The sequence below is a fragment of the Paracoccus sp. AK26 genome, assembly GCF_011801365.1.
Taxonomy (GTDB): domain Bacteria; phylum Pseudomonadota; class Alphaproteobacteria; order Rhodobacterales; family Rhodobacteraceae; genus Paracoccus; species Paracoccus aerius.
Window position 1 is genome coordinate 1,503,938 of record NZ_CP041041.1, and the last position, 15,589, is coordinate 1,519,526.

The following is a 15,589-nucleotide window of genomic DNA, read 5'->3' on the forward strand; positions in this document are numbered from 1 at the left end:
AAAACCGCCCCTTGGCCTGTCGAAAGGACGCGAGACCATGAACGCCCCGACCCGCGAAACCGGATTCTTCACTGAAACGCTGGCCAACAGCGATCCCGACATCGCCAAGGCCATCACCCAGGAACTCGGCCGCCAGCGGGACGAGATCGAGCTGATCGCGTCCGAGAACATTGTGTCGAAGGCGGTGCTGGAAGCGCAGGGCTCGGTCCTGACGAACAAATACGCCGAGGGCTATCCCGGCAAGCGCTATTACGGCGGCTGCCAGTATGTCGACGTCGTCGAAACCCTGGCGATCGAGCGGGCGAAGAAGCTGTTCGGCTGCGACTTCGCCAACGTCCAGCCCAACAGCGGCAGCCAGATGAACCAGGCCGTGTTCCTGGCGCTGCTGCAGCCTGGGGACACCTTCATGGGCCTGGACCTGAATTCGGGCGGCCACCTGACCCATGGCAGCCCGGTGAACATGTCGGGCAAGTGGTTCAACGTCGTCAGCTATGGCGTGCGCCAGCAGGACCAGCTTCTGGACATGGAAGAAATCCGCCAGAAGGCCCTGGAAAACAAGCCCAAGCTGATCGTCGCGGGCGGCACGGCATACAGCCGCGTCTGGGACTGGGCTGCCTTCCGCAAGATCGCGGACGAGGTCGGCGCCTGGCTGATGGTGGACATGGCCCATATCGCGGGCCTGGTCGCCGGGGGCGTCCACCCCTCGCCCATCCCACACGCGCATGTCGTGACCACGACGACGCACAAGTCGCTGCGCGGCCCGCGCGGCGGCATGGTGCTGACCAACGACGCCGACATCGCGAAAAAGATCAACAGCGCGGTCTTCCCCGGCCTGCAGGGCGGCCCGCTGATGCATGTGATCGCCGCCAAGGCCGTGGCCTTCGGCGAGGCGCTGCAACCGTCCTTCAAGGCCTATGCCGCACAGGTCGTCGCGAACGCGCAGGCCATGGCGGATGAACTGATGAAGGGCGGCATCGACATTGTGTCTGGGGGGACCGACAATCACCTGTGCCTGGCGGACCTGCGTCCGAAAGGCGTGACCGGCAAGGCGACCGAAGCTGCCCTGGGCCGCGCCCATATCACCTGCAACAAGAACGGCGTGCCCTTCGACCCGGAAAAGCCCTTCGTCACTTCGGGCATCCGCTTGGGCGCGCCCGCCGGCACCACCCGCGGTTTTGGCGAGGAAGAGTTCCGCCAGATTGCCCGCTGGATCGTCGAGGTCGTGGACGGCCTTGCCGCCAATGGCGAGGAAGGCAACACCGAGGTCGAGGCGAAGGTCAAGGCCGAGGTTGCCCAGCTTTGCGCGCGCTTCCCGCTGTATTCCGGAATGTGAGCATCTGAACCGGATAACCCCGCCGCGTCATGCGCGGCGGGGTTTTTCATGTCTATTCGGCAGCCGTCGCTGCCACTGTGGTTCTGGCCCGTGCCCGCAGTTGCGCCTCGCGCCAGGTGATATAGCAGATCGCCCCGATCATCAGCCCGCCGCCCAGGATCACCCAGCCGTCCAGCGGTTCGTGGAAGATGAAAACGCCGACAAGGCTGGCCCAGATCAGTTGCAGGAAGGTGACCGGCTGCGTCACCGTCATGGGTGCCACCGCGAAGGCGCGGGTCATGGCATAATGGCCAGCCGTCCCGAATGCCGCCACCAGACCCAGCCATGCGACCTGACCCCAGGTCGGCGGCACCCAGACCGCCCAAGCGATGGGGGCAAGCCCGATCGAGACGGTCAGCGACATCATCGCGACCACGACTGCGGGCGCGACATGCTGGGTGATCCGCTTGGCAACCAGATAAGACCCGCCGAAGGCCAGCGAGGCCAGCACCTGCGAAAGGTGCCCCGGATCCAGTTCACGCAGCCCCGGCCGCAGCACGATCAGCGCGCCCACGACGGCCACGCCCACGGCCGCGATCCTCCGGGCCGCCAGCCGTTCGCCCATGAACAGCGCCGCGCCGATCGTCACGACGATGGGATTGAGAAAGCCGATGGCCGTCAACTCGGCCACGGTGATGCGGGACATGGCATAGAACCAGGCGATCACTGCCACGACATGCAGCGCCCCCCGCAGCGTCAGCAGCCCCCAGACATGGGGTGAAAAGCCTGTCCGCAGCGCCGGGACCAGCAGCGGCGCCAGGAAGACCAGCCCGAACAGAAAGCGGATAAAGGCGGCCTGCGGGGCGGGCACCGTGCCCTCCAGCCCGCGCACGATGCCGTTCACGGCGACGAAGCAGAAGCCCGTCACAAGCATCCATCCAATTCCCGCAAGATCGCGGCGCGTTTGCATGTCCATTTGCATGACGTGCAGTTGGACCGCTTTGCCGGGACGGCGCAAGCTCAATTCAGGATCAGCGCCAGGGCGATTGACCACATCAGGACACCGATGCCAAGTTCCAGGACCTGCCATGCGCGGGGCCGGGCGAAGACCGGCGCCAGTAGCCGCGCGCCATAGCCCAGCGTGAAGAAGAACAGGAACGACCCGGTCATGGCGCCAAGGCCGAAGGCCCCGGGATCGGGCCATTGCGCCGATACCGTGCCCAGCAGAACGACCGTATCCAGCCAGACATGGGGGTTCAGCCAGGTCAGCGCCGCGATCACCGCCAATGTCCGGCCCAGGGTGGCGCGGTTCCCTTCGGGCCGCAGAGCCTCGCCCCCCTGCCAGGCCGCGCGGAACGACCGCGCGCCATACCAGATCAGGAAGGCTGCCCCTGCCCACCGCATCGCCTCGGCCAGCATGGGGGCTTCCGAAAGAATCCGGGACATGCCCGTGACCCCCAGCAGGATCAGTGCCGCATCCGACAGGGCGCAGAACAGGCAGACCCAGAAGACATGGTGCCGCATCAGTCCCTGCTTCAGGACAAAGGCGTTCTGTGCGCCGATGGCGACGATCAGCGAAAGCCCGGTTCCCAGACCGGCGACATAGGACATCATGGCGGCACCTCCGGCCTGCCCTGTCGCATGACGGACGCAACAGCTAAAGTGAATTTGCCTTATCCTGATGAAGCGTCGCTAATGCTGGACTATCCTGCCCTTGCCGCCCTTGCCGAGGTCATCCGCCGGGGCTCTTTCGACGCCGCTGCCGCTGCTCTTGGCGTAACGCCGTCCGCCATATCGCAACGCATCCGCGTGCTGGAGGATCGTCTCGGGCGTGTCCTGATCGACCGCGGCCCCCCGCTAAGGTCCACGCCCGAGGGGCTTCGGCTTGCCGCCCATCTCGACCAGGTGCGGCTGCTGGAAAGCGGCTTGGCCGAGGCGCCCGCGGAAAGGCCGGTGCTGCGCCTGGCGGTGAATGCGGACAGCCTCGCGACCTGGGTCATGCCCGCCCTGGCCGCCGCGCCCGGGCTGGTGGACCTGATCATCGACGACCAGGACCATGCGCTTGGCTGGCTCCGCGGCGGAATCGTCGTGGCGGCGATCACCAGCGACGGCCGACCCGTCCCCGGTTGCGACAGCCTGCGACTGGGGGCGATGCGCTATCGCGCGACGGCCAGTCCCGATTTCGTTTCGCGGCACTTCGGCCACGGCGTCACCCCGGAAGGCCTCGCGAAGGCCCCGTCCCTTTCCTTCAACAGCAAGGACGCGCTGCAGAACCGTTGGGCGCAGGAACTGACCGGGCAACGCCCGACGCTGCCGATGCACCGCATCCCCGTCTCGCAGGCTTTTGCCGACGCCGCACGGTTGGGTCTGGGCTGGGGAATGAATCCGGAATTGCTGGTCCGTCGCGACCTGGCGGAGGGGCGGCTTGTGGACCTTGCGCCCGATCTGCCGCTGGACGTGCCGCTTTTCTGGCAGTTCAGCCGCATGACCGGCGCAATGCTGGCACCCTTGACCAATGCCATCAGGAAAGCTGCGCGCGCCGCACTGCTGCCCTGACCGGCCTTCATCTTGGAGAAATCTCCCGGGGGCGCGGGGGCTGGCCCCCGCCACCGCACCGGGAAAGCCCCTTACAGTTGCGCGGCAACCGCCTCGGTCAGGTCAAAATTGCCGGTGACGTTCTGCACGTCGTCGTCATCTTCAAGCGTGTCGATCAGCTTCATCAGCTTCTGCGCGGTTTCCACGTCGCTGATCTCGGTCGGGGATTGCGGCTTCCAGATCAGCTTCGCGGTTTCGGATTCACCCAACGAGGCTTCAAGCGCGGTCGAAACCTCGTTCAATGCGGTATCGGCACAATAGATCCAGTGGCCTTCCTCGTCGGTTTCCACGTCATCCGCACCCGCCTCGATCGCGGCCAGCATGACCGTATCGGCGTCGCCCGCCGACAGCGGATACATGATCTCGCCCACGCGGTCGAACATGAAGCTGACCGACCCGCTTTGGCCCAGATCGCCGCCTGCCTTTGTGAAATAGCTGCGCACGTTCGATGCGGTGCGGTTGCGGTTGTCGGTCATTGCCTCGACCACAAGGGCGATCCCGTTCGGGCCGTAGCCCTCGTACCGGATTTCCTCGTAGTTCTCGGCATCGCCGCCCTGCGACTTCTTGATCGCGCGGTCGATCACGTCCTTGGGGACCGAGTTCGACTTGGCTTCCTTGACCGCCAGGCGCAGGCGCGGGTTCTTGTCGGGATCAGGATCGCCCATCTTGGCGGCGACGGTGATTTCCTTTGACATCTTGGAAAACAGCTTCGCCCGGATCTTGTCCTGCCGCCCCTTGCGATGCTGGATATTGGCCCATTTGGAATGGCCTGCCATGGTCGGTGGTCCTTCGCATTTTCTGACATTTCAGGTCTGCGCCGCTTTTAGTCCAGTCCGCCCGCCTCTCGCAAGACACGCCGCGCCAAAAGCACAAGCGCCCGGACCCATGCGGGGCGGGCGCTGCCATGAAGATCAATCGGCGTGGTTCAGACTGCGGCCGAGATGCCCAGGATGCGGCGGACTTCACCATCGCGGGTCAGGCCGCGGGCGGCCAGTTGCGCATCGCTTTGCGCGTTCAGCCGCTCGAGCTGGCGCACCTTGGGCGAGGCTTCGGCGATCAGCACCAGGAACCGCCCGATGGCGAGAAACGGAGCCGCCAGAGATCCCCAGGAAAGACCGCGCGGTGCGTCAATGGTCGTGTTGGCCATGTGGAAACCCTTTCGTGCAACACAAAATGTTTCCTCCCTGCCCAATCATATCGCCGCCCTGCCCCCGCTTCTCAACCGCCAATGCCGCATGGCAGCGTTGCATCGGGGACAGGCCGGGTTAACCGGACATTAAAGCGGCCAGAACAGCGGGATCACCAGACAGGCCACCACGCCGCAGATGATGTCCAGCGGCACCCCCACCCGGACGAAATCGCTGAAGCGATAGCCGCCCGGACCGTAAACCATCATGTGCGTCTGATAGCCGATGGGCGTTGCAAAGGCGACCGTGGCCGAGAACATCACAGCCACCACATAGGCGCGCGGGTCATGGTCCAGGGACTGCGCCAGCGCGATCGCAATGGGCGTCAGCAGCACCGCCACCGCATTGTTGGACAGCAGTTCCGTCATCACGAGGCCAAGGAAATAGATCGCGATCAAGGTTGCGAAGGGCGGCATGTCGCGCAGCCAAGGGGTGACGAAATCGACGATCAGGCCGACGGACCCGGTATGCTCCAAGGCCTCGCCCACGGCCAGCATGGCGAAGATCATCGCCATCAGCCGCGCGTCGACAAAGGAAAAGGCTTCCTCGGCGTCGATGCAGCGGGTCAGCAGGATCACGGCCGAGGCCAGGAAGGACAGCACCATGATGGGCGCCACGTCCAAGGCCGCAAGCGTCACCACGGACAGCAGGCACAGGATCGCGATGGGCGCCTTTTCCCGGCGATAGGCCCTGACAGAAGGGCGCGAGACATCGACAAGCCCCATATCGGCGGCCAGTCGCGCGATATCCTCGGGCGCGCCCTCGACCAGCAGCGTGTCGCCCACGCGCACCACAAGGTCGTCCAATTGCCGTCCCAGGTTCTGGTCGCGCCTGTGCGCGGCCAGGACATAGATGCCATAGCGACGTCGCAGGCGCATGTCCCCCAGCCGACGCCCGATCAGCAGCGCGCCCGGCGAGATCAGCACCTCGACCGTGTCCGTGGCGACGGAACTCAGCTTGTCCACGACCTGCAGGTTCTTGTTGCCCAGCAGTTCCAGCAGGTTGACCATCTCGGACCGCAGCACCACGCGGTCGCCGGGCTCCAGCACCACCTCGGCCAGGGCGCGGCGCAGCGACGCATCGCCCCGCAAGACGTCGATCAGGCGCACGCCTTCGCGCTTGAACAAGGCCACGTCGACGGCCCGCTGGCCGACCAGGCTGGAATCCTGGGGAACGGCCAGTTCGGTGAAGTACTTCATCTCGCGCCGCGTGCCCAGGAAACCGGCCAGCGATGTCCGGTCCGGCAGCAGCTTCTTTCCCAGCAAGGCGAAATAGGCGATTCCCGCCAGGGTGATCGCGATGCCCACCGGGGCGATCTCGAAGATCGTGAAGGGGGCCATGCCCTGTTCGCGCGCCACCCCGTCGACCAGCAGGTTGGTCGAGGTTCCGATCAGCGTGATCATCCCGCCCATGAGGGTGAAGTAACTCAGCGGCATCAACAGCTTGGACGGCGATATCTTCATCCGGCTGGCCAGTTGGATGCAGATGGGGATCATCACGGCCACGACCGGCGTGTTGTTCATCACCGCCGATGCGACGATCACGAAGCCGAACAGCGCGCAAACCGTCATGGCGGGATTGCTGGACGCGCGCGAGGTCACGATCCGCGACATCATGTCCAGGGCGCCCGTCCGCAGAAGCCCGCCCATGATCAAGAACATGAAGGCGATGGTCCAGGGGGCCGAGTTCGACAGCACGCCCGCCGCGTCATCAACCGGCAGCAGTCCAAGAACCAGCATGGTCGCGGCGGAACCGATGGCAACGACCTCGGGCGGCTGCTTTTCGCGGATGAACTGGATGAAGGTGATCGTGACGATGACCAGCATTGCGATCGACGCATTGGTCCCGGTCAGTTCAAATCCAAGCATGAAGCCCCTGTGCGTGGGCGCCGGTCAGCGGCGGTCGTCGGGGGGTGATAGAATTGTTTTCCCCCCTGCCGCAAGCAAAAGCGGAAATGTGCTATGCCGGATGGGTCTGCGACAGCCTGCCGCCATCGCGCACCGGCTCGACCGCCGTGGCAAGACCGGTGCGGTCGTCGGTGACGACAAGGGTGCCCGACAGCGTGGCCTCGCCCTCGGCCGGGGTGAAGCGGTCGCGGCCCATGCCGGTGATGAAGCGGCGCAGGGGTTCGGCCTTGTCCATGCCGATCACGCTGTCGTAGTCGCCGCACATCCCCGCATCCGACTGATAGGCCGTGCCGCGCGACAGGATCTGCGCATCCGCCGTCGGCACATGGGTATGGGTGCCTACAACCGCACTGGCCCGCCCGTCGCAGAAATGGCCGGTCGCCATCTTCTCGCTGGTGGCCTCGGCGTGGATATCGACAAGGCAGGCCTGGATCATTCCCCCCGGTGGATGGGCGCGAAGAACGGCATCCAGGGCCGAGAACGGGTCGTCATAGGGACGCGACATGAAGACCTGCCCCAAGGCCTGCGTGACCAGCAGCTTGCGGCCCCGTGGGTCGCTGACGATGGTGCTGCCCCTGCCAGGTGCCTCTTTCGCGAAGTTCAGCGGGCGGACGATCCGGGGTTCGCGGTCGATGAAGGCCATCATGTCCTTCTGGTCGAACGCATGATCGCCCAGCGTCAGGCAGTCTGCGCCGGATTCCAGCAGCAACTGCGCATGGCCCGCCGTGCAGCCGCGGCCGCCGCTGGCGTTTTCCGCGTTCACCACGACAAGGTCGGCCTTCAGCCGCGCCCGCAAGGGTGCCAGCCGCTCGACAATCGCGCGCCGCCCGGCCCGCCCCATCACATCGCCAAGAAAGAGTATCCGCATAAGCGGTCGTTACGCCCAAGCCGCCCCCGCTTCAAGCGTCGTCTCTGGACAGGGGCGCAGGGGCCGACCATTTTGGCCGCAGCAGAGAGAGGCATTCATGCAACAGGACTGGGCAGCGGCGGAACTGGCAGGCGGCGAATTGCGGCTGCGCCTTGGGGACGAGGTGCTTGCCGTCCCCTGTGGCGATGATCCTGCCGGGGCGCTTTGCACGCTTCTGCTGCCTCGTCTGTCGCTTGGACAGGCCGTGACGGTGGTGGCGACAGGCTGGCCGGGCGTGGCACCCATCGCCGTGCCCTGCCCCGTCCCAAGGCCCGCCACCGCCTTGCGCCTTGATCCCCGGATCAGCCTGCGCCCGGTGCCGGGCCTGATGCAGGACCGGCCCCCGGACCTGATCCAGGCGCAAGTCCTTCTGGTCGCAGGCCATCTGGCCAAGGATCCCGATTTCGACGGCATCCTGTGTCTGCCGGGGCGGCAGACTGCCTGGGCGCAGGTCAGCGCCCAGGAAATCGTCAGCTTCCGAAGCTTCCTGACAGCCGAGATGCTGTCGACGCTTTCCCGCGATCCTGAAGCAGCCGTAACCGCCGGCTTCGACGACGCCGTGTCACAGGCCATGTCGCGCCCGGCGGCGCTTGCGGCTGAACTGTCCTCGGTCCGCGCGGGGCTGGCGCTTGGCCGGCTGGACGGGCCACAGGCGGCGGACCGCCTTGCGGGCCTGTTGATCGGGGCCGAACTTGCAGCCGCGCGACCCTGGTGGCTGGGTCAGAACGTGGTGGTGATAGCGGGTGGCTGGCTTGCCGACCGTTATCTGCGCGCGCTAGCGGCCCAAGGGGTCGCAGTGGCGCAGGCAGACCCGGCCCAAGCCCTGCAAAGGGGGATCAGGACCGTGCTGTCCCCCGCCTGAACCAGACGGAACCGCCGGGGCGGGCTGTTGTTCTGTTGCCGAACCAGCTGGAGAATGGAATGAACACCACCGCGCCCGACCTGTCCTGCGACGTGGCCATCATAGGCGCGGGAACCGCAGGACTAGCGGCCGAACGCGCCGCGCGGGGGGCAGGCGCCACAACCCTGCTGATCGACGACGGCTTTGCTGGGACATTGTGCGCCAACACGGGATGCATGCCGTCAAAGCTGCTGATTGCCGCGGCGCGCGCCCATGCGGATCTGGACAGGGCCCGGATGATGGGCATCGACATCCCCGCCGCCCGCGTCGATGGCCGCAGGGTGATGCAGCGCTTGCGGGCCGAACGCGACCGCTTCGTGGGGGCGACAAGGGCCAGCCTTGCCGACATGCCCGACGGGATCTGCATCGACAGCCGGGCACAGTTTATCGCGCCCGACCGGCTGAGGCTGGCAGATGGCCGGACCGTCGCGGCAAGGGCGGTGGTCATTGCGACCGGGGCGCGGCCCATGATTCCCGAGCCCTATCGCGACCTAGGCCCGCGCGTGCTGACCAACGAGACCGTCTTCGAGCTTGAGGATCTGCCGCAAAGCATGGCGGTGGTCGGGGCAGGTCCGCTGGGCGCGGAACTGGCCCAGGCCTTTGCCAGGCTGGGGGTCCGCGTCGCCCTGTTCGACGAAGGCGACCGGCTGGCCAAGATCCGCTGCGACAAGGTGCATTCGGCCTTCCGCGATCTTTACGCCCGCGACGTGGCCCTGCACCTGGGTGGCTCGCCGACACCGTCGAAGGGGGATCGGGGGATCCGCCTCGAATGGGACGGCGGTGCCGAGGATTTCGATCATGTTCTGGTGGCCACGGGCCGGGCGCCTGCGCTTGACGGATTGGCCCTTGAGGCGGCGGGGCTTGAGCTTGACGACAGGGGCGTCCCGCGCTTCGACCGCAACACGATGCAATGCGGCGGCAAGCCGATCTTCATCGCGGGCGATGCGGATGCCGACGCGCCGGTTCTGCACGAGGCTTCGCTGGAAGGGGCAATCGCCGGACGGAACGCCGCGCGCTTTCCCGATATCGCCCCGGCGGAACGCCCGCCCCTGTTCACGATCACCTTCACCGACCCGCCGCTGGCCGCGATCGGCATTGCGCCGGACAAGGACGAGATTGCCGGTTTCGCGGATTACGGCGATCAAGGCCGGGCCAAGGTCGAAGGAAAGCCGGGCGGGCTGATGCGCATCGGCGCCGATGCGCAGGGCCGGCTGGTCGGGGCGGATCTGGCCGTTCCGGGCGCCGAACATCTGGCGCATCTGCTTGTGGCAACGATCATGAACGGCGGCACCGCGCGCGACCTGCTGGACATCCCCTTCTATCACCCCACGCTCGAGGAAGGGATGAAGCCGGCCCTGCGCGCGATCTGCAAGGCTGCTGGCCTGGATCCATCCCAGACCCGCGACAGCGGCAACCCGCCGGGGGCATGACATGAGCGAACGCTTCCTGGACCTGGGCAACGGCTTCTGGAACATCCGCGGCAACCTGCGGATCGGCGGTGTGCTGAACGTCGGGACGCATTGTTCGCTGGTGCGTCTGTCCTCGGGCGGCTTCGCCTTTCTGGACAGCTACAGCCTGGACGACGATACGGCAGCGCAGGTCATGGCGATCACCGACCGGGGTCGCGCCGTCCGTGCGATCCTGAACCTGCATCCGTTCCACACGCTGCATTGCGGGCCGATGCACCGCATGTTCCCGCAGGCCCGGTTGTTCGGGTCGCAACGCCATCACCGGAAATGGCCCGACCTGCCCTGGCAGCCGCAGCCCGTCGAAGCACCCGAGGTCGCCGGACAGTTTCCCGATCTTCGCTTCTCGCTTCCCGACGGGATCGACTATATCTGCCAGAATGAACGGGTCCATGCCGGATCCCTGCTGGCCTACCACCCCGCCAGCGGCAGCCTGCACGTCGACGACACGCTGAACGTCCTGCCCCTGCCCGGCCTTCTGCGCCGCCTGACGGGGATGCCCCAGGTCACGTTCCACCCGACCCTGGGCAAGGCCTTGCAAGACAGGCCCGGTGCCGCGCGGGATTTTCGGGACTGGGCGCTGCGCATCGCGGGGGACTGGGCCGAGTCGAAAGCGGTCTGCGCCGCCCATTCGGCGACCCTGCCGATCCGGCCCGGCAGCTTTGCCGACCATATCCGCAAGGCCCTCCGCCGCGTCGAAAAGACCCTGATTCGGTTCGAGGAGAAGCGCCGCTAGCCGAGCCGGGCGATCAGCGAGGACGTGTCCCACCGCCCCCCGCCCATGCGCTGCACGTCCTTGTAGAACTGGTCCACCAAGGCCGTGACCGGCAGCGAAGCCCCTACCTCGTCCGCGGCGGCAAGGCAGATCGCCAGATCCTTGCGCATCCAGTCCACGGCAAAGCCATGTTCGAACTGGCCCTGGTCCATCGTCTTGTGACGGTTGGCCATCTGCCAGCTTCCGGCGGCGCCCTGGCTGATGACCTCGACCACCTTCTCGACCTCTAGGCCCGACTTCTTGGCGAAGGCCAGCGATTCCGACAGCGCCTGGACCAGGCCCGCGATAGCGATCTGGTTGCACATCTTGGTGATTTGGCCCGCGCCGACCTCGCCCATCCGGCGGCAGATCCGGGCATAGGTTGCGATGACGGGGGCGGCAGCGTCGTAATCGGCCGCGGATCCCCCGCACATCACCGAAAGCTGCCCGTTTTCGGCCCCCGCCTGCCCGCCCGACACGGGCGCATCGACATAACCCAGCCCCAGCTGTTGCGCGGCCTGCGCCAGTTCCCGCGTCACGGCAGCCGACACGGTCGTGTGGTCGACGAAGATGGCACCCGGCCTCATTCCCGCGAAGGCGCCATCCGGCCCCAGGCAAACCTGGCGCAGGTCGTCGTCATTGCCGACGCAAGCCAGGACAAAATCCGCACCCTCGGCCGCCTCGCGCGGGGTCTGGGCACAGGTGCCGCCGTGCCGGTCCGCCCAGGCCTCGGCCTTGGCAAGGGTGCGGTTGAACACCGCGACATCATGACCCGCGGCCTTCAGGTGACCCGCCATCGGCCCGCCCATCACGCCCATTCCCAGAAAAGCCAGCTTTGTCATTCGTCCCCCGATCCGTCGCGCAAGTTGAACTGACGCCCTGCCTGAATTATGCAGCACACCAGCATCCCGCTGCGCCGTGGTCAAGCGCATCGGCATCCCCCGAAAGACAGGCAGCCGACCAGGCCCAAGGATCATCCTCCGACATGCTGACCCTTTTCCGCTGGCTTTTACGGCTGACGATCGGCCTGATCGTGCTGCTGGTGATCGCCGCCGTTCTGGCCTGGTATTTCGCCATCCGCTCGCTGCCCGACTACAATGCGACGCTGCAGGTGCAGGGCATCTCTGCCCCGGTCGAGATCGTGCGCTCGACCGAGAACGTGCCCCATATCTTCGGCCAGACGGACGAGGACGTGTTCTTCGCCCTTGGCCTGGCCCATGCCCAGGACCGGCTGTTCCAGATGACCCTGCTGCGCCGGGCTGCGCAGGGCCGCCTGGCCGAGGTTTATGGCCCCGGCGCCCTGCCCGCGGACGACCTTGCCCGGCGGCTGGAGCTGTACCGCAACGCCGCCGCCTCGTTCGACTCCCAGGATCAGGCCACCCAAGCCGCGCTGCGCGCCTATGCCGAGGGGGTGAACCAGTGGATCGGCCATGTGAACGACGGTGCCCTTGGCCGCGGCGCGCCAGAGTTCTTTGTCCTGCCGCAGGACATCGCCTACTGGCAGCCTGCCGATTCGCTGGCGATCCTGAAGCTGCTGGCGGCCGCAACCAGCAATTCCGCGGCCGAGGAAGTGCTGCGCGCCCGCCTGTCGCTGACCTGGCCCGAGCGGGGACCAGAACTGCTGCTGGGCGAAGGCCAGGCGCCGCCGATCCTGCCCCCCTATGCCAGCCTTTTTCCCGGCGCGCGCCTTGCGCCGCCCGAATCGCGGCTGGCCGATCCCTTGGCCCGCGACGCAGCAGGCTTCCTGAAGCCGAACCAGGGTCTGGGCGCGAATGTCTTTGCCGCCGCCGCGCCCCGGACGGCGGCAGGCGGCGCCATCCTGGCCAATGATCCGCAAAGCCCGTTGATCGCGCCGTCGCTTTACTACCTCGCGCGGCTGCAACTGACGCCGGGCGGGGTGATCGGCGCCACGATCCCCGGCCTGCCGGTGGTCTTCTCGGGGCGCAATCCGCAACTGGCCTGGGGCATCGCCCCCGCCGCCGTGGACGACGCCGACATCGCGATCGAGGAAATCCAGCCCGGCCAGCCCGAACGCTATCGCGGCGCGGGCGGCTGGACCGAGTTCACGACGCGGCGCGAAGTGATCCGGGTGCTGGGCGAACCCGCGCGCTCGATCACGCTGCGGTCAAGCCGCAACGGACCGCTGGTGCCGCTGCTGGATCCGGGCCTGGCCGATGTGACGCCGATGGGTCATGTGCCTGCGCTGCGGTGGTCGGGGCTGTCCGCGACCGACACCACCATGTCGGCGCTGATCGGCCTGATGCGCGCCACCGACGCCAACAGCGCCGCGACCGCCCTGGGCCGTGTCGTGGCGCCGGCCATGACGGTGGCCCTGGCCGATGCCGACGGCATCCGGCAGGTGACGGTCGGGGCAATGCCGCAGCGGTCGCCGGCCCATCCGACAGGCGGTGCGATGCCCGTTCCCGGCTGGCTGGCCGAAGGCGATTGGTCCGGCCTGATGCCCGTCACCCGGGACGGGCCGACCGAGGGCGACCTGGCCTTCGCGACCGAGGAACGCGGGCCCCTGGCCCTGCGCCGCGCCCGGCTGTCCCACCTGCTGAAGGACCGAGAGGTTCATTCGCGCGACAGCTTCATCGCCGCCCAACTGGATATCGTCAGCCCTGCCGCGCGGTCGCTGCTGCCGCTGGTGGGCGCGGATCTGTGGTTCACGGGCGAACCCGCGGCCCCCGGCACGCCCGAACGCCAGCGGCAGGATGCGCTGAACCTGCTGGCCGAATGGGACGGCGCCATGAGCGAGCATCTGCCCGAGCCGCTGATCTATGCCGCCTGGATGTCGGCCCTGCAGGATCGCCTGATCCGGGACGAGTTGGGACCCGTCGCGGACGACATCCGCAACCTGCACCCTGGTTTCATCGATTCCGTTTATCGCAACCGGAACGGCGCGGGTGTCTGGTGCGACATCGTCCAAAGCGCCCCGGCCGAGGACTGCACCACCATCGCCCGCCAGGCGCTTGACCGCGCGATCCTGGACCTGACCCAGCGGTTCGGACCGGACGTGACAAGCTGGCGGTGGGGCGATGCGCATCAGGCGCGCCACGTTCATCCCGGGCTGGGCCAGATCCCGGCGCTCGGCTGGATCGTGAACCTGTCGCAGTCGATCTCGGGCGGAGGCTTCACCGTATCCCATACCGGGATGCTGGGCACCGGGACCGAACGGTTCGAGGCTCGCTCGGGCCCCGGCTATCGCGGCGTCTATGACCTGGCCGATCCCGACAGTTCGGTCTTCATCGTCTCGACCGGGCAGTCGGGGCATCCGCTGTCGCGCCATTACGACGACCTGGCCGGGCTGTGGCGGCGCGGCGAATACATCGGAATGTCGCTGGACCCCGCCCTGGCGCGGGCCGCCGCGACCGGCGTGACGCGGCTGGAGCCGGCCCGTTGAAGGTCAGTCGAAGACCACGACCTGCCGGATCGCCTCGCCCCGGTCCAGCAGGTCGAAGCCCTCGTTGATCTCGTCCAGCCGCAGCGTCCGGGTCAGCAGACGGTCCACCGGCAGTTGCCCGGCGCGATACATGCGGATGAAGCGGGGGATGTCGCGCTGCGGGACGCAGGATCCCATGTAGCTGCCCTTCACGGTGCGTTCATCCGCGACAACATTCACCGCCGGAAGCCGGAACTCGGCCGTTGGCGCAGGAAGTCCCGCCGTCACCGTCTGTCCGCCGCGCCGGGTGATGCGATAGGCCAGTTCGAAGGCAGGCGCGGCCCCGGCGAGTTCCACGGCGTGATCGACCCCGCCGCCGGTATCGGTGCGGATGCGATCCGACAGCCCGTCCTCAGCCGCGTTATAGATGCGCGTTGCCCCAAGCTCCTGTGCAAGCGCCAGCTTGTCGTCGGACAAGTCCACCGCCACGATCTCGGTCGCGCCTGCTGCCACCGCCCCCAGCAGGGCGGCCAGCCCGACGCCGCCCAGCCCGACGATCGCCACGCTTTGGCCCGGCTGGACCCGACACGTGTTCAGCACCGCGCCCACCCCCGTCTGGACCGCGCAGCCGAACAGCGCGAGTTCCGAGAAGGGAATGTCTTCCGCATCCACTCGGACGACCGAATGGCGCGATACCACGGCATGATCGGCATAGGCCGACACGCCGCAATGGTGATGCACATCCGTGCCCCCATCGTGCAGCCGCATGTCGCCCGACATCAGCACGCCCCGGCCGTTCGCCTCGGCCCCCGGGATGCACAGGGCAGGCCGCCCCTCGGCGCAGGGCAGGCAGGCGCCGCAGGTCGGCTGGAAGGTCATCACCACGCGGTCGCCCGGCGCAAGGTCGCGGATCGCGCTGCCGACCTGCACCACGGTCCCGGCGGCTTCATGTCCCAGCACCATTGGCACCGGACGCGGGCGGTTGCCGTTGATGACGGACAGGTCGGAATGGCACAAGCCCGCCGCGCCGATCCTGACAAGCACCTCCTCGGGGCCGGGGGGATCCAGATCCAGTTCCTCGATCACCAGGGGGCGGCTTTCGGCGAAGGGTGCCTGGGCGGGCGAGGCCTTCAAGACAGCGGCGCGGATTTTCATGCATCTCTCCGGTTATCTGACCG

14 protein-coding genes are annotated in these 15,589 nt (G+C 67.2%); 6 read left to right on the plus strand and 8 right to left on the minus strand.

Annotation, left to right across the window (positions count from 1 at the left end):
* Window positions 1-37 precede the first annotated feature (37 nt).
* Window positions 38-1,333 (plus strand): serine hydroxymethyltransferase, encoded by a 1,296-nt coding sequence (glyA, locus tag FIU66_RS07470; RefSeq protein ID WP_167622111.1) that lies wholly within the window; start codon window positions 38-40, stop codon window positions 1,331-1,333.
* A 52-nt stretch (window positions 1,334-1,385) separates the two neighbouring features.
* Here the strand turns inward: glyA and FIU66_RS07475 are convergent, their stop codons facing one another.
* Together FIU66_RS07475 and FIU66_RS07480 are read right to left on the minus strand one after the other, a co-directional pair.
* Complete coding sequence (locus FIU66_RS07475) at window positions 1,386-2,294, minus strand: DMT family transporter (RefSeq protein ID WP_370528907.1); 909 nt, start codon at window positions 2,292-2,294, stop codon at window positions 1,386-1,388.
* A 38-nt stretch (window positions 2,295-2,332) separates the two neighbouring features.
* A complete protein-coding gene (locus tag FIU66_RS07480) occupies window positions 2,333-2,926 on the minus strand; it encodes a LysE/ArgO family amino acid transporter (RefSeq protein WP_167622113.1) in 594 nt (197 codons plus the stop codon).
* Window positions 2,927-3,007: 81 nt separating this feature from the next.
* On the opposite strand from FIU66_RS07480, the gene FIU66_RS07485 reads away from it, so the two are divergent.
* Complete coding sequence (locus FIU66_RS07485; protein WP_167622114.1) at window positions 3,008-3,868, plus strand: LysR family transcriptional regulator ArgP; 861 nt, start codon at window positions 3,008-3,010, stop codon at window positions 3,866-3,868.
* 71 nt (window positions 3,869-3,939) lie between these two features.
* Here the strand turns inward: FIU66_RS07485 and FIU66_RS07490 are convergent, their stop codons facing one another.
* The 4 genes from FIU66_RS07490 to FIU66_RS07505 all read right to left on the minus strand — a co-directional run bounded on the left by FIU66_RS07490 (window position 3,940) and on the right by FIU66_RS07505 (window position 7,869).
* A complete protein-coding gene (locus FIU66_RS07490) occupies window positions 3,940-4,683 on the minus strand; it encodes a YebC/PmpR family DNA-binding transcriptional regulator (protein WP_167622115.1) in 744 nt (247 codons plus the stop codon).
* Window positions 4,684-4,832: 149 nt separating this feature from the next.
* Window positions 4,833-5,054, minus strand: coding sequence for a hypothetical protein (locus FIU66_RS07495; RefSeq protein WP_167622116.1), 222 nt, complete (start codon window positions 5,052-5,054; stop codon window positions 4,833-4,835).
* 129 nt (window positions 5,055-5,183) lie between these two features.
* Window positions 5,184-6,962, minus strand: a complete 1,779-nt coding sequence (locus FIU66_RS07500) for an SLC13 family permease (protein ID WP_167622117.1) — start codon at window positions 6,960-6,962, stop codon at window positions 5,184-5,186.
* A gap of 91 nt (window positions 6,963-7,053) precedes the next feature.
* The gene (locus FIU66_RS07505; protein WP_167622118.1) at window positions 7,054-7,869 is read right to left on the minus strand and encodes a TIGR00282 family metallophosphoesterase; all 816 of its coding nucleotides are present in this window, start codon (window positions 7,867-7,869) and stop codon (window positions 7,054-7,056) included.
* Between the two features lie 97 nt (window positions 7,870-7,966).
* On the opposite strand from FIU66_RS07505, the gene FIU66_RS07510 reads away from it, so the two are divergent.
* From FIU66_RS07510 to FIU66_RS07520, 3 genes are read left to right on the plus strand one after another with little or no spacing between them, the layout of a single operon-like run.
* Window positions 7,967-8,770 carry a 2-dehydro-3-deoxygalactonokinase gene (locus FIU66_RS07510; RefSeq protein ID WP_167622119.1) on the plus strand — a complete coding sequence of 268 codons (804 nt, stop codon included), beginning with the start codon at window positions 7,967-7,969 and terminating at the stop codon, window positions 8,768-8,770.
* Between the two features lie 59 nt (window positions 8,771-8,829).
* On the plus strand, window positions 8,830-10,239 hold the full coding sequence (locus FIU66_RS07515) for a dihydrolipoyl dehydrogenase (RefSeq protein ID WP_167622120.1): 1,410 nt from the start codon (window positions 8,830-8,832) through the stop codon (window positions 10,237-10,239).
* A gap of 1 nt (window position 10,240) precedes the next feature.
* Entirely contained in the window at window positions 10,241-11,011 is a 771-nt protein-coding gene (locus FIU66_RS07520) for a hypothetical protein (protein ID WP_167622121.1), read from the plus strand.
* On the opposite strand, the gene FIU66_RS07525 is transcribed toward FIU66_RS07520, so the two are convergent.
* Complete coding sequence (locus FIU66_RS07525; RefSeq protein ID WP_167622122.1) at window positions 11,008-11,871, minus strand: NAD(P)-dependent oxidoreductase; 864 nt, start codon at window positions 11,869-11,871, stop codon at window positions 11,008-11,010. The two genes, FIU66_RS07520 and FIU66_RS07525, sit on opposite strands and share 4 nt — an antisense overlap.
* 143 nt (window positions 11,872-12,014) lie before the next feature.
* On the opposite strand from FIU66_RS07525, the gene FIU66_RS07530 reads away from it, so the two are divergent.
* Entirely contained in the window at window positions 12,015-14,432 is a 2,418-nt protein-coding gene (locus FIU66_RS07530) for a penicillin acylase family protein (protein WP_167622123.1), read from the plus strand.
* 3 nt (window positions 14,433-14,435) lie between these two features.
* On the opposite strand, the gene FIU66_RS07535 is transcribed toward FIU66_RS07530, so the two are convergent.
* Window positions 14,436-15,566, minus strand: a complete 1,131-nt coding sequence (locus FIU66_RS07535) for a zinc-dependent alcohol dehydrogenase family protein (protein WP_167622124.1) — start codon at window positions 15,564-15,566, stop codon at window positions 14,436-14,438.
* Window positions 15,567-15,589 lie beyond the last annotated feature (23 nt).

What these genes read in the sequence shown, in the direction of transcription:
- glyA (WP_167622111.1), top strand. Translation starts at nt 38, where the DNA reads ATGAACGCCCCGACCCGCGAAACCGGATTCTTCACTGAAACGCTGGCC.
- FIU66_RS07475 (WP_370528907.1), bottom strand. Translation starts at nt 2,294, where the DNA reads ATGCAAATGGACATGCAAACGCGCCGCGATCTTGCGGGAATTGGATGG.
- FIU66_RS07480 (WP_167622113.1), bottom strand. Translation starts at nt 2,926, where the DNA reads ATGATGTCCTATGTCGCCGGTCTGGGAACCGGGCTTTCGCTGATCGTC.
- FIU66_RS07485 (WP_167622114.1), top strand. Translation starts at nt 3,008, where the DNA reads ATGCTGGACTATCCTGCCCTTGCCGCCCTTGCCGAGGTCATCCGCCGG.
- FIU66_RS07490 (WP_167622115.1), bottom strand. Translation starts at nt 4,683, where the DNA reads ATGGCAGGCCATTCCAAATGGGCCAATATCCAGCATCGCAAGGGGCGG.
- FIU66_RS07495 (WP_167622116.1), bottom strand. Translation starts at nt 5,054, where the DNA reads ATGGCCAACACGACCATTGACGCACCGCGCGGTCTTTCCTGGGGATCT.
- FIU66_RS07500 (WP_167622117.1), bottom strand. Translation starts at nt 6,962, where the DNA reads ATGCTTGGATTTGAACTGACCGGGACCAATGCGTCGATCGCAATGCTG.
- FIU66_RS07505 (WP_167622118.1), bottom strand. Translation starts at nt 7,869, where the DNA reads ATGCGGATACTCTTTCTTGGCGATGTGATGGGGCGGGCCGGGCGGCGC.
- FIU66_RS07510 (WP_167622119.1), top strand. Translation starts at nt 7,967, where the DNA reads ATGCAACAGGACTGGGCAGCGGCGGAACTGGCAGGCGGCGAATTGCGG.
- FIU66_RS07515 (WP_167622120.1), top strand. Translation starts at nt 8,830, where the DNA reads ATGAACACCACCGCGCCCGACCTGTCCTGCGACGTGGCCATCATAGGC.
- FIU66_RS07520 (WP_167622121.1), top strand. Translation starts at nt 10,241, where the DNA reads ATGAGCGAACGCTTCCTGGACCTGGGCAACGGCTTCTGGAACATCCGC.
- FIU66_RS07525 (WP_167622122.1), bottom strand. Translation starts at nt 11,871, where the DNA reads ATGACAAAGCTGGCTTTTCTGGGAATGGGCGTGATGGGCGGGCCGATG.
- FIU66_RS07530 (WP_167622123.1), top strand. Translation starts at nt 12,015, where the DNA reads ATGCTGACCCTTTTCCGCTGGCTTTTACGGCTGACGATCGGCCTGATC.
- FIU66_RS07535 (WP_167622124.1), bottom strand. Translation starts at nt 15,566, where the DNA reads ATGAAAATCCGCGCCGCTGTCTTGAAGGCCTCGCCCGCCCAGGCACCC.